Source organism: Paenibacillus sp. FSL W7-1088 (genome assembly GCF_037969855.1).
Lineage (GTDB): Bacteria > Bacillota > Bacilli > Paenibacillales > Paenibacillaceae > Paenibacillus.
On sequence record NZ_CP150216.1, the window covers coordinates 904,992 to 919,511 of the forward strand.

The 14,520-nt window shown below is 42.8% G+C and carries 8 protein-coding genes; 5 read left to right on the plus strand and 3 right to left on the minus strand.

Annotation, left to right across the window (positions count from 1 at the left end):
• The first annotated feature begins 134 nt into the window (after positions 1–134).
• Together MKY42_RS04180 and MKY42_RS04185 are read left to right on the plus strand one after the other, a co-directional pair.
• Complete coding sequence (locus tag MKY42_RS04180; protein WP_090904853.1) at positions 135–1,586, plus strand: hypothetical protein; 1,452 nt, start codon at positions 135–137, stop codon at positions 1,584–1,586.
• An 85-nt stretch (positions 1,587–1,671) separates the two neighbouring features.
• Complete coding sequence (locus MKY42_RS04185) at positions 1,672–2,085, plus strand: IS5 family transposase (RefSeq protein ID WP_256222524.1); 414 nt, start codon at positions 1,672–1,674, stop codon at positions 2,083–2,085.
• 597 nt (positions 2,086–2,682) lie between these two features.
• Here the strand turns inward: MKY42_RS04185 and MKY42_RS04190 are convergent.
• Complete coding sequence (locus tag MKY42_RS04190) at positions 2,683–3,621, minus strand: 2-dehydropantoate 2-reductase N-terminal domain-containing protein (protein WP_339848822.1); 939 nt, start codon at positions 3,619–3,621, stop codon at positions 2,683–2,685.
• Positions 3,622–3,769: 148 nt separating this feature from the next.
• Between MKY42_RS04190 and MKY42_RS04195 the strand changes: the two genes are divergently transcribed.
• The gene (locus MKY42_RS04195) at positions 3,770–4,351 is read left to right on the plus strand and encodes a TetR/AcrR family transcriptional regulator (RefSeq protein WP_090904850.1); all 582 of its coding nucleotides are present in this window, start codon (positions 3,770–3,772) and stop codon (positions 4,349–4,351) included.
• A 173-nt stretch (positions 4,352–4,524) separates the two neighbouring features.
• On the opposite strand, the gene MKY42_RS04200 is transcribed toward MKY42_RS04195, so the two are convergent.
• Positions 4,525–6,192: a leucine-rich repeat domain-containing protein gene (locus tag MKY42_RS04200; protein ID WP_339848827.1), complete on the minus strand. Its 1,668-nt coding sequence runs from the start codon at positions 6,190–6,192 to the stop codon at positions 4,525–4,527.
• A 383-nt stretch (positions 6,193–6,575) separates the two neighbouring features.
• Entirely contained in the window at positions 6,576–7,457 is an 882-nt protein-coding gene (locus MKY42_RS04205; RefSeq protein ID WP_090904848.1) for a GNAT family N-acetyltransferase, read from the minus strand.
• A 467-nt stretch (positions 7,458–7,924) separates the two neighbouring features.
• On the opposite strand from MKY42_RS04205, the gene MKY42_RS04210 reads away from it, so the two are divergent.
• A complete protein-coding gene (locus tag MKY42_RS04210; RefSeq protein WP_339848832.1) occupies positions 7,925–12,400 on the plus strand; it encodes an endo-1,4-beta-xylanase in 4,476 nt (1,491 codons plus the stop codon).
• A 261-nt stretch (positions 12,401–12,661) separates the two neighbouring features.
• A complete protein-coding gene (locus MKY42_RS04215) occupies positions 12,662–14,515 on the plus strand; it encodes a sugar-binding protein (RefSeq protein ID WP_339848835.1) in 1,854 nt (617 codons plus the stop codon).
• Positions 14,516–14,520 lie beyond the last annotated feature (5 nt).

Below are 14,520 nucleotides of genomic sequence, written 5' to 3' on the forward strand. Positions count from 1 at the left end.
CTCCTTTAGAGACAAAGCCACAACATTAGTACCTATTTACAAGCCTAAAAAAATGAGGTGCTTTCATCTTGCAATAACATTAAGCAGTAAGGTAGCTCTTTATGTAGCACGAGTACTAAAAGCGAGGTCATTTTATGATATTAGATAATAAATTAAAAAAACTTGAAGACTCTATTGATACGCATGTTATTGATGTTTCAAAATATGATTATTCAGAGGTTCCAGTTGTTTTAGCCTTTTATGAGCTGGAGGGATATCTGAAACTTATCATTGAATTGAATCGTGAAAGAAACGCATGCAAGTCTTATGAGGAAAAAGAACTATTTCTTAATAAGTATAAAAAAGTTTACTTATCAGAAAGATTGATGTACCGACGTATTCTAAAGAATTTGATTAATGGAACAGTTAAGATACGTTATTCAGAAACTCTTAGGGGTCAAGAAGAATATCTATTTGGAGCGCTGAACCGTTTCAAAAAGTTTGATAGACAGAAATCATTAAATGAAAATTTAAGTGAATATATGAAAGCAAAACTGAGACAAAAAATTCTTGATGTTAATCAGGAATTGTACAAGCTGCAAAATTATCCTGCTGACTATATTAATACTTTTAGCAAATTTATTGGTCCAAACCCAATCTCAAAATATCGGAAGGATATAATTGTTTATAAAGATGTGAGCATTGCAGAAACTGAATCGAATAGTTATTCTGTCTTTTATAATGAAAACACTACTGAAAATACCAAGAATGCTTTGTTAAACATACTGGCATATTTCAACGGTAGTCCCTTTTTTTATTATACTGAGAACTACAATTTCAATAGAAAACTTTTAGAACTCTATGAACAGTTTGATTTATTAGATATGCTGAGGCTTAGAGAAAAAAACTTCTTTGACAGAAATAGGAAAGAGCCGTTCTATCTTGAACTTCCGATTTTAAAACAAAAGAATGATTACAATATCGTAACCATTCAAGATTCAGAACACGAAATGATTTTTGAATTATACCATGCATCACTGAAACAATTCGAGTCACTTCCAAGATGTGTATTTCTTTACAGGGTGATTGAGTATGGTATTGTTAAGCATTATCAACCATTAATGAGACCCTCAGACTTTTCTCATGAAGAAGCCATAGAGTATTACGCTGATGAAATAATGGTTCATAGATTTAATCCTTTATTTTATGTCGATTTTGGAACGTATGAAAATGAAAATGGAACAGCGTTTGTTAGAAAAAGGAGAGCGAAATACGTTAATTTAACTACAAAATTAAAAGAAGAAATCAAAAAAATTAAGTTAGAGTGGAGCAACCATTCGTTTCTTAAAAATAAAAGTATCGGAAGTATTATCTATGGAACTGGGAGAAATGCAGTAGCCCATGGTGGGGGTGGTAGAGGGAATGCAAGGTATGACTATTCAATGAATTACAAACATATAAACGACGTGAATATATTTCTTGAACTAATAGCTAGGTATATTATTGAAAAGTTAAATCCACAATTAATGAATATGGTTGAAAGAAGAACGAATTATTACATTCAGCATAATCAATATGGAGATATTTTTGCTCAAGAGAAAGATTAAGTTGATGAATTGAAAGAAATGTGGTTGGATCTGCCCCGCCTTTTGTTTACAATGGCTCGCCTGTGCTGCTACCAGCAAGCAAGCGATCGGACGTTCCCGAGGCGGATTAACCACGAAAATTCATGTTGTAGTTGATGCCTTGGGCAATCCGATCCGCTTTGAGTTGACACCCGGACAAGCACGCGGTTCGGTAATGGGTTACGAGATGCTTTCGAAGCTGGATATAGAGAACCGAGAAATTTTAGCGGATCGGGCACATGATGCCGATGCAATTCTGGCCTTAGCAGAGGAACAAAACGCAACCACCGTCAATCCGAGCAAACGCAACCGGCGAAAGAAGCGGGCTTATGATAAGAATACGTATAAAGAACGGCATTTAATTGAATGCTTTTTTAATCGAGTAAAAAAGTATCGGCGCTTGGCAACCCGCTATGACAAGACAGCGAGCATGTTCAAGGCCTCTTTGGTGTTGATTTCGATAAGGATGTGGCTCAAATAGGTTTGCGTACAGACCCTAAAACATTACGTGTATTTTAAACGGACTTCCTGTCAGGTTTTTATTAGACGCACATAGACGGGAGCTTAAATACCAAGGTAATTTTAGGTAGCGAGAGATAGGAAGATGACTGTTCAAAATCCTTATAGTTTAATGTTTTTCGGATTTGATAACACGAATTAATTTTAGGGGATAGCAGTTCGACTCCTATCAGAGTATCCAATATTTGTTGACACCTTGTTGACGAACATCGTCAACAAACAGCCAAACCTAAACAAAATGAACAATGCGGTATGGTTAAAACCCTTATATATCAAGGGTTTTAGCCAACTAACACAGATCCCATCCAACTCCCACATGTTCCCGCATACGGTGCATGTGGAGTGCTGTGCGTTAATAGTTAGGGTGTAGTGTTTTGAAGCCACATTTACATGTTTTAATAAATAGCTACTTGCCCGAAGCTTCTAAAGCTCGGGCTATATTTGTTATAACCACAGTAATTAATTCATCGCAGCGCAAGATGAGGCTTCCGTTCGTCGGATGATGGTTTATATAATCATAGTAGAGTTGATGTTAGTCTGAAATATCCAGTTTTCCTGTTTATCCGTTTTTAATAGCTGTGTGTTGTTCATTGTTTTCTAATGCCGAGGTAAGACGTGGCAAAGGTATACCTAACTTTTGGGCTTCTCTCACAACTTCAAGTACAGCAAAACCCGCTTTACTATTGTTGTATTCAATGAAAAGTCGTGGTAAGCTGCCCTTTGCAAAAATAACTTTGTTAAACAGCGTGCCGAGAAGTGCTGGTGGAATCTTGGTCAACAATAGAGTAATCGCGTCCATCTTTGCACCTCTTGCTTTAAGAACAGGCTTCATTTCTCGCATACTCTTGCCGACATTTACGAATGAGTCACCATGATTCAAGAGTGCTGGGAAACTTCCCCGTTTTAACACCTCGGTCTCCATCGCCGCATTCATGGCATAGTGATTCCATAACCAGCTTTGCATATCCTTGATCCAATTGATTTTAAAATTGGCGCTTTCAAATAGTTCTTTGACCTTGTTGTTTATCTGTTCCGTGCCTACCCGTGGTTTTTCTAGAAATATCATTCTTAAAAAGCCGCCCCTGAGCTTATTGTCCTCAATGCCGCCTCCTGCTCCTGGGAACCCAAAGACAACATTGTTCATAGACAGGGGCAAGATTGATGATTTTAAATCCTGCCAAATATTATTGAATATTAGGATCGGGGTGTTACCAGCAGTATTCGAAAGTATTCTTGCTGCTTCGGGAAGTTGCTCCGTGTTGACACTCGCAATAATGAGATCGTAATTTGGGCTTATCTCCTCATGCAGCTTGATTTTCCAGCTTTCCTGGATGAACTGTTTTCCTCTTCGTGCGTCCCACATTTCAAGCGCTATATGACTTCCGAACGTTTCTTTCCTCCCTGTTCTAACGTAAAACTCAACGGTATGCCCTGCCTTCTCTAAAGCCCAAGCGTATTGGGTCGATATTACACCTCTACCGAAAAATAAAATTCTCATCTTAGCCTCCTAATATCCATATTCATCTTTGTTGATGATCCAACAACGTGTTGTATAATGTTATTGTATAGATTCACTATTTGGTCATCAACCATCAGATTTTTAATATCTGTCGTATAATCAATTCAACAGAAAATGGAGGTTAACAATGAATAAGCAACCTGAAATTACGGAAAAAACAAGGCAGACATTTATAAATGTATTCTGTGATTTATATTGCCGAAAACCAATCGAAAAGATATCCATTCAAGAGATTGCTAACCAATCAGGATATAATCGGAGTACATTTTATCAATACTTTACAGATATCTATGAGTTGTTGGACTGCGTTGAAGAGCGTATGTTGAAATCGATCAAGGAGGAAATGGCAGGCAGAGAGTTTTCTACACATACTATCCAAGATGCACTTCAATGCTTGGAAAATGCAGAGGAAATTACAGTTCTTAAAGCTGTATTGGGCGACTATGGTTCTGTTCATTTTGTGGAACGCTTGAAAAGAGAAATTCCCTTTGAGCGATTGATTATGGATTTTTCAACAGATGATGTCTTGGCACCATACATCATTGAGTTTTACATATCAACATTAATATCTATGTTTCGTCTTTGGATACACAGAGACAAAGATCTATCGTCGGAGGAATTGATCAAGCTGATCGATAGTCTATTTTCAAAGGGGATAACACCGTATCATATCTTTGGCACGGTCAATTCGCAACGCTCTGGAGTGTAGCGATGATGGTTAGTAAAGCTAAACATAAACAAAAGGGGTTCGAGAATTTAACATGATTCTCGAACCCCTTTTTGTCTTTGTTTTAATACCATCCCTTCATTTGTGAGTAATTCTGGAGTGCCGACAAACAGATCATACAGTAGTCTAAAACTCCCCATCATCCCAGCCGGTAATTAATATACGTGCACACCCGTACCAAGCACGGATTTATTTTGTACGGAATTACCGGATAGATATACCTTTTGCAGATTAGGCAGCTGGCTTAGGGTCTCGATATTGGAAATGGCATTGTTCTCGAGATGAAGCTCTTCTATGGCCTGCCAGTGACTCATAAATTCGAGAGAAGCTAAATTGCTGTCTTGCAGAGTGAAGGAACGCAGAGCGGACATGTTGGCAAAGTAAGGCATCATCTGGTCAACTTCAGTAACAGAGGTGTTGTTTATGCTGAAATATGGCTGCTCTAAGGTCAAATGTTCAAGCACGCTGTTTTCCGCGGCCGCCTTTTGTTCAAAGTTCAGCCTGCACTCGGAGCACATCAGAGATTTGACCTGTTTTAAACGAAATAAGGCATCGCTTTCCTTGAACAGTGACGAGTCGTAAATGCTTAGGGCCTCTAGGCTGGACAAGCCGTCCAGGGCGCCAAGACGGGTTATTTCATCGATCTCCCAGAGCGATAGTTGCTCCAGTTTTGGGAATTTCCCCAGCGCAGCCAAGTTCAATTCCCCGCTTCCACCACGAAGCGTCAGACTTGTTGTAGTCGGGGCCTTTAGCCCGGTGAGAAAGGAACTTGGAATTTCCACTCGCCCCACATTAGGTAATGTCAGCGCTTCTGCATTCTCGTAGTAACCGGACAACGTTAATTCCCGCAGAGAGGGCAGACTGTTTATGGCCTTTACCGAGCCAAGTTGACTTAGAGAAGCCAGACGTAAGGTAGTAATGGAGTTTTTGCCGGCCAAGGGCTCCAGGCTTGAGAAGTTTACGTTTTCGAGATCAAGCGTTTGTAGAGCAGGCATATTTTGTACAAAGTCGATGGACTTTACATTCGTTAAGAAGGACAGCCGAAGCTCCTGAAGCTGGGTCAAGGCGTATAGCGGCTGTAGGTCTGTGGCTTCACTGTAATTGATGGACAGGGAGGTCAGCCCGGTCATGGACGACAACCATCCGAGTTCATCGACAAAGGTGAGCGACAGGGACTTGAGCGGCAGCTTGTTCAACAGAAAGAAATCCGTTACAGACTCATCCACGTAGGTAATGGATAAAGAGCTCAGATTAGGAAATTCCAGCAGTAGGGCCAATTCCTGATTGCTGCGAAGCTGAGTGGAAAGCTCCGTAATCTTAGACTTGTCGCCAAAGTAGCCCGAAAATGTACTAAAGGATTCGTTAAAAGCGCCTCCATAACTTTTTAATCCGGACATATGGGCCAAAGTGGTTTGGTCCGTCTGGGAGATTTCATAGGTATTCGTCAGGTCCAATGCCGTCAGTCCCTTAAAAGCTTCAAAATCGCGCTGATCGATCTCCTGGCTATTCAGTTTCTTGTCCTGAGTAATATAAGTGATCTTCTCGGCCTGTTCATCGCTGAATGGATCGGATAGGCTATATGTAAACGTCCACTGATCATTCTCCGAATACTCTACAGTTAAATAGCGAAGACGAGCCAATTCCTCCTCTGTTGGCAGGGCAGATCCTTTATCGAAGACATCTCGCAAAAAGGAGAGCAGAACCTCGCTTTCGGGCATCTTTCGCACAGGCAGATTGGCTTCTGTTTTTGAATAGGTGGAGCTGTTGCTATAATAAAAATAAGTACCGATGGCGCCAGTTAGGACTAACATCAGTATCAGCATTAGCTTTACGGAGACAGTCTGCTTCCGCTGTGCTTTAGGGGGCGTTCCATGGTAGTGATTAATGGTCTGGTCCACATAGTAGACGTGATTTTGCTTCAATAAAAGCTCTGTTTCACAATAGGGACACTTTAAAATCTCACCCTCTTTGTATTCAATTCTTCCGTTGCAATTGGGACAGTTTAACGGGATAAACGCCACGAATGTCCCCTCCTTCATTATGATGGTCATAAGATCATGCTGAACGGTCATCTGACTTCATTATACCTTGTGAATTTACGTTTGATGAGAGAAAGAAGTTTCACATAGCGAAGGAGCAGGGGAATCCTGCTCCTTCTTGATCTTTTTAAGTATGGCTGGTGGTAGGCATTATTGGGAATAAATCATTAAGCGATCGAAGTAATCGGATGTTTAACGTGCACAGGGTAGAGATGTTCACCATGGGTTCTTACAAATAAACCTTCATTGGTGATTGTACTTTTTAGAACGATATGTTCTGTTGCATCTGGCGTGAAATGAAAGGTTACTTTCTCCGTATCTTCATCTGCAATCTTATCCAAGATATCTTTCATATTCATTTCGTTTAAGCTAACAACGTCGAAGAGCTCAATATGATTGTCTTCTTTCTGATAAATAACGATGACGTTTTCATTTTCCAAGTAATAAATATCATCACTAAAAACATTCAGGCAGTAAAACATGAATATGCCCTGGACATGATCAGTTGCAAAATGCTGCGAAACAGGTAGTCTTTCGGATGCAAATTTATGGATAAGGCGCAAATCCTCCGCGTTAGTAACATCGAGTTTCTGAAAGTTGGCAGGCTCCGATGATTTTTTTGCCGTAAAATCCATTGAAAATAGATGTTCTTCCACAGGCTTAAACCCAAACTTGGGGTAAAAATCAAGCACAGATTCATTGGCAAAAAGGTACATGTAATCGACCTTGTTCTCGTATTCCTCTAAAACCATGTTCATTAAACTCGCAGATAATCCTCTTCCTCGATAATCGGGATGTGTCATCACCGTGCCGATTTGAATCGCTTTTTTCTTCTCCCCGTGAATGATGAGCTCAAGGATGTTAACAGAAGCGTTGGCAATAACCTGGTCTCCATCTACAAATGAAAAAGGTATGTATCGTTCTCCCCAACACCCTTGTTGATACCAATTTTCAAATTTTATATCAAAAGTGTTAGCAGCAAGTTCGAAAAAACTTGTTCGAAGTGCTTCATTGTTTCTATAATCCTTCTTAAATATAAATTCCTGCAAGGTCTTTCCCCCTTAGTCCTCAAAAGTAACTATTTGTATATTAATGGGTATTATCCTTTACTTCAACTGGTTTAACAAGCATCGAATTCACGGAAACGCCGTATACCTGACACCTTTTCAATAGGCCAAGTGGTGTTAATTAAATGTGGTTTTTATGTATTTGATAGAGATTTATCATGATATTTGAACATAACAAAAACAATTTCGTTTCTAGTAATGAACAACGTTTCAACTTATATAGATTCACGATTCTATCTGCCTCGGCCTGATCAGCGGAACGAAGAGCATGTCCGTACCTGTATCAGACTTTGCATATATATGAAAAAAACTAGGATTCCCCTTTAATTTGGAGTAAGATTTCTCTTCCATGAAGTGGTATTATCTGGGGTGAAAGGAGGCTGGTCACAACAATTATGTAAGCGCTTTATATGTGTTTTTAAAAATTTGGTGTGGGGGGAATGCTTCGAATGAGGAAATCATTTAAGCAGGTCGTTTCCGGGTTACTCGCAGCGGCTCTGCTTCTTCCGGGCGGCTTGATAGCTCCGACAGTTAACGCTGCAGATCTAGTGGCAACTAATTCACAAATTGTGTATCAGGAAACATTCCAGAATGGTCAAGGCAAGGCAACTCAATCAGGCGGTGCCCAGCTGGACGCTGTAACAGGTAAGCCGTTTGAAGGCAATGATGATGGAGCGGCTCTACATGTTAGCAATCGATCTAATAACTGGGATGGCGTGGACCTCGCTTTTGATGACCTTGGTTTGTCAGTTGGCAAAGAGTATTCTGTAACCGCTTCCGTATATGTCGATACTGATGCTAACCCATCTGCAGACGGGAAAGCCGTTCTGGAAATTGTAAGCAATAAGGGCGTTGATGGATCTGAGGCATACACTGGAATTAGCTCTGCTGACTTTAAAGCAGGACAAGGCATTACACTATCCGCCGATCTCTCCGTTAACAGTGTGGAGAATACGGCTCTGCGAATCAAGTCTGATGAAGCAGGTAAGGGTGTCTCTTTCTATATCGGGAATATCACGATCACCCAGACAGTAACACCTGTCGAACCCACGGTAGTCCTTAACCAAAGCTTTGAAGACGGGAATACCGGTGGATGGAGCAAACTGGGTTGGGGATCGAATGGGGACACAACGGTCGTTAACGACGTAGCCTCCGAAGGCACGAGATCTCTGAAGTTCTTCAACCGGGCCGATGAGAAGGCCGTCCCTGCCCTCGTACTTACAGGCAAGATGAAATCCGACCGTAAGTATGATATTTCCCTCAAGGTTAAAATCAGTTCAGGTGAAGGCCAGTTCCATCTGGCTTCCAAGATAGATTCTGAAATATTGTCGGGAGACCAGAAGTATCCATGGCTTATAGGGAACAAACTTGTAACCGCTTCCGAATGGACACTATTTGAAACCAAAGGCTATGAAGTTCCTTCTAAAACGAATGAGGTCATCATCTACGTTGAACCATCAAACAATACGTTAACCTCCGATATCTACATTGATGAAGTCATCATCACCGATGTAACCCCTGATCAAACCGCACCAGAGATTGTAGATAAAACAGGCATCGCTGCCGATTTTGAGAATGACCTGGATGGATTCAAAGCACGGAACGGCCGTGAAACGGTAGCTCTTTCCCAAAACGATAATCATACATCTGGCGGCAAGCAAAGCTTGCTTGTGACTACTACGGCACAATATGATGCAGCCTTGGTTAATGCTGATGGCAAAATGGCAAAGAATCACGAATATGAGCTGTCTGCTTGGGTGAAAATGGCACCTGGACAAGAACCCACAACACTTCGTATAAGTGTTCAATATGCGGACAGCGGCTTTGCGAACGTATCTCCAAATGCAACCGTTACAGATCAAGAATGGGTACACTTAACGGGTAAGTATACGCTCACCACTACTCCAAGCGTACTTAATGCTTATATTGAAACAGCAAACAATGACGGCGGCAACCGTACCTTCTTCTTGGATGACTTTGCTCTAAAATATGTGGGACCTGTAACTGCCGCACCTCCGATTCAAGAAAACCTTCCTAACCTCAAGGATATTTACAAGAATGATTTTCTGATCGGGAACATTGTGAATCCGGCTACCTTTGACGAGACTCGGCTCAAGCTTCTGACGAAGCATCACAATGTCGTTACGTTTGAGAATGACATGAAGCCGGACTATGCATATGACGCGAACAGACAATTTGATTTCACTGCAGAAGATGCCCTTGTCCAAAAAGTACAGGATGCAGGCCTTGATTTGCACGGTCACGTGCTCGTATGGCATGCTCAGTCTCCTACATGGCTTCATACGGCAGCAAACGGCGAACCTTTGAGCCGTGAAGAAGCTCTGACGAACCTAAGAACACATGTTAAAACGGTCGTTGAACACTTTGGTGACCAAGTTATTTCCTGGGACGTTGTTAACGAAGCCATGAACGATAACCCGGCTAATCCGCAAGACTGGAAAAATGCATTGCGTAATTCAGGCTGGTTACAGGCCATCGGCCCTGACTTTCTTGAGGAGGCATTCCTTGCGGCAAAAGAAGTCATTGACGAGAATGGCTGGGATATCAAGCTTTATTACAATGACTACAACGATGACAACCAGAATAAATCTACAGCGATCTACAGCATGGTCAAAGAGATCAATGAGAAGTACGCCGAAGATCACCCTGGCGAGAAACTGATTGACGGCATCGGCATGCAAGCCCACTACAATTTGGGCACGAGATTGGATAATGTCAAGATGTCGCTCGAGCGTTTCATTTCCTTGGGAGTAGAAGTCAGTGTCACCGAGTTGGACATTATGGCAGGCACCAATTCTACAATCACTGAAAAAGAAGCAAAACAGCAGGCCTATCTGTATGCCCAATTGATGGATCTGTATAAGAAGAACAGCGAGCATATTCCGCGTGTCACCTTCTGGGGATTAAATGACAGCACCAGCTGGAGAGCCGAGCAGAATCCAACCTTGTTTGACAAAAATTTTCAAGCCAAAGAGGCGTTCTACGGGGTTGTTGATCCGGAGAAGTACCTGGCGGAAAATCCACCTGAAGAGCTTGAATATAAGAAATCAAGCGCGCACTATGGGACACCAGCTATTGATGGCTCCGTAGACAGTGTATGGAGCAAAGCTCCTGAATTGAAACTGGATACGAAGCAAATGGCGTGGTCCGGTGCGACAGGAACGGCAAAAGTACTGTGGGATGACGACAATCTCTATGTGCTCGTTCAAGTCAGAGACGATCAGCTGAACAAGTCCAATCCAAATGTATGGGAGCAGGATTCCGTCGAAATATTCGTCGATGAAAATAACGGAAAAACGTCCAGCTTCCAGGATGATGATGGACAATACAGAGTGAACTTCGAGAACCTAGCTTCCTTTAATCCTGCGGAAATCGCTGCAGGTTTCGAATCCAAAGTCTCTGTTTCCGGTACCAACTACACGGTCGAGATGAAAATTCCATTCAAAAAGGTTAAGCCAACGAACAATGCCAAAATTGGCTTTGATGCGCAGATCAATGATGCCAAAGATGGCAACAGAATCAGCGTGAATGCATGGAACGATGCATCCGGTCAAGGTTACCAGGATACGTCCGTATTCGGTGAATTGATGCTCACTGGCAAACCCTCTTCTGGCGGAAACAATGGCGGAGGCAACAATGGCGGAGGCAACAACGGTGGAGGCAACAACAGCGGGGGGAACAATGGTGGTAGCAGTGGCGGATCAAATTCCGGGACTACTCCGCAACCTCAACCACAGCTTCCAGGCAGCGATTCGGCGATTGTGCCGGTAATTAAAGTCGAAAATGGAACAGCCACAGCAACCATTTCAAGCGACAGCCTGAATAAAGCGATTGAAAAAGCTTCTCTAGGTGCGAATGGCAAGAAGCAGGTTACCATCGAAGTGCCGAAGCAGGCCAATGCCCAATCCTATGTGGTGCAGCTGCCGACTTCCAGCCTGCAAAGCAGCAATAATGTTGAGTTTGTGCTTAAGACGGACCATGGAACACTTCAAATTCCGTCCAACATGCTTTCTAACATTACGGAACAAGCCGGTCAAGTCTCTATCGAGATTAACAAAGTCTCGGCAGATCTTCTGAGCGCAGATGTTCGCGCTGTTGTGGGCAGCCGTCCGGTGATTGATCTAAGCGTAAAAGCTGGTGACCGTCTCCTTGCCTGGAACAATCCCGCAGCGCCAGTAACGGTATCTGTTCCGTACACGCCTGCTGCACAGGAGCTTGGGAATGCACATCAGATCGTGATTCTTTACATTGATAATCAAGGACAGGCAGCAGCCGTACCAAGCGGACACTATGATGCTAAATCTGGCTCGATGGTGTTCAAAACAACTCATTTCAGCACCTATGCTGTAGCCTACGTAACCAAGTCTTTTGCCGATGTACAGCATGTCCTGTGGGCAAAACAAGCAGTTGAAGCGATGGCTGCACGCGATATTATTAAAGGAATCTCTGATGACAGCTTCGCTCCTTCAGCTTCTATCACGAGAGCCGACTTTATCACCTTGCTTGTCCGAGCACTTGAATTGAAGGGTCCGGGCACGAACACGGCAGCCTTCAGCGATGTACAGCCAACCGCTCACTATGCAGAGGCCGTGGCTATTGCCAAAGAACTCGGAATTGCCTCTGGATTCGAAGACAACACATTCAAACCTGGCAACAGCATTTCCCGTCAAGATATGATGGTTCTTACGGCGAAAGCCCTGAAAGCAGTGGGTAAGCAATCTGCCGGAAACGGAAATCTAGATTCTTATTCCGATGCTGCAAGCATTTCCGCTTACGCGATGGATAGTGTAGCTTCTCTCGTAGGAAGCGGAATTGTCAACGGCAAAAATGGCAAAATCGCACCAGCCGACACATTGACCCGCGCTGAAGCAGCGATGATTCTGTACCGAATCTGGAACATGTAAATGTAAATTTAAAGTTTAATTGAATAAGCTGATTAAAAAAGACTCCCCCGTATATGATCTAACGGGGGTAGTTCTTCTATTAAGTCGACTTACGCCGGCCTGGCTATATCCATTTGGCCTCGCTATGAATAGCAGGTTGGGCACTGGTGTAGTCTCTGTTGAGACATTATTGCCACAGACAGAACCCGTTAAGAATTTTTCATCCATTGGCCGATCGGTACAACGTTTGATGAGATAGATGACTGGGGAGGAGATATTCAGATGACTAGAACAAGAATGTGGTTAAAGCCTATTTTGGTTACCATTGCTGTTATACCTTTGGTATGTACAAGTGCTTTCGGTTTCCGGTCTCCTGTTTCAGCAGCGCCTATGCACCAGACCAAGATTGTTGTGAATAACACATCCAAAATACCATCCCCAGAACCGGGAAAGGTCTCTTATGACCAAAACGGGCTCGATGCTAACGGAAGAATGGTGGCCCAATTCGGATCGCCAGTTATTGACGGTAATATGGATAAAGTGTGGAGCAAAGCTAAAGCGGTTAAACCTAAACATGTGTCAGACAACCTCGACACTTCGGTAGAATTTAAGGCTTTATGGGATGATCATGCACTCTATATTCTTGCAGAAGTTAAGGACAAAGACTTATCGGCACAATCTGTAACACCGTATATGCAGGATTCCGTGGAAGTATTCCTTGATGAGAACAATAACAAGACACAAGAGTATGGTGTGGACGATTTGCATTATCCGGTAAATTATGAGAACTTCCAGTCTATTGATAACGGCAAACCCGAGCAGATCTATTCATCTGCGAAAAAGGTGCAGGGCGGATATGTCGTTGAAACAAGGATCGCACTTCAATCAAAACCGGAAAACGGAAAAGTGATGGGCATCGAGCTGCAGGTGAATGATGCGAAGGGATCGGAGCGAATCGGGACCATTAATGTTTTCGACTCAACAGGCACCGCCTGGAATGATACAGGGAAGTTTGGAGAGGTTTTGCTTACCGGCAAGAGCAAGGGGGATATCAGCGGTGTGAATCCTTATAATCTTTTGAATTTGGTCAAGCATACGATCGAGATGGATTTTAATCTGTATAAAAATGCAAATGTCGTACAAGAGGCCATGATGAAAGTTGTCTCCGAGCACGTTCTGGACAATCATAAGATCACTCAAGAACAAATGGATCAACAGTATACTGCTTTGCAAAATGCAATCGGAAAATTGGAAATGACAGATGAAGCGGCAAACGAGAAATATTTCGAAGCGGTTCCCAATGAATATCGCGTGCAGAGTGAAAAACCGGGGACGATCCAGAGTGTAACGTACAAAGCACCTAATTTAGTGAACGGAACAGACGACAAGAGAGTGAATGTTTATCTTCCTTACGGATATGAATCCTCGGATACAACGAAGAAATATAATGTTTTGTATCTGATGCACGGCGGCGGAGAGAATGTGGATACGATCTTCGGCGGTCCTGGCCAGAATAAAGAGTTGAAGATTATCATAGATAACATGATTGCAAAAGGGGATATCGAGCCTCTTATTGTGGTAACCCCTTCCTTCTATGGCGGGACCAATGACACGGCTACATTCCACGAGGAACTGATTAATATTGTGCTTCCCTTAGTGGAAACCGAATTTAACACCTACACCGAATCGGCAAGTCGGGACAACTTAAAAGCAGCCAGAGCACACCGGGCCTTCGGCGGGTTCTCCATGGGTTCCGTAACGACCTGGTATACTTTTGTTCATGGGCTTGATTACTTCAAGTACTTTATGCCATTAAGTGGTGACAGCTGGGTCGTGGGCCAAACAGGTGGAGGCAGTAAACCGGTGGAAACGGCTGAATACCTGGCCAAGGCTGCAAAAGATGCCGGATACGGACCGAAGGATTTCTACGTATTCAGTGCTACAGGCAGTGCGGATACCGCTTACCCTAACTTGAAACCTCAGATTGATGCCATGAAGCAACTCACAAATACCTTCGTCTATTCATCGGATCTGACAAAAGGAAATTTCTACTTTATCGTAGCTGACGGCGGCACGCATGCTTGGTCTTGGGTGAACCAGTATATTTATGATATTTTACCGGATCTGTTTCAATAGGTTCA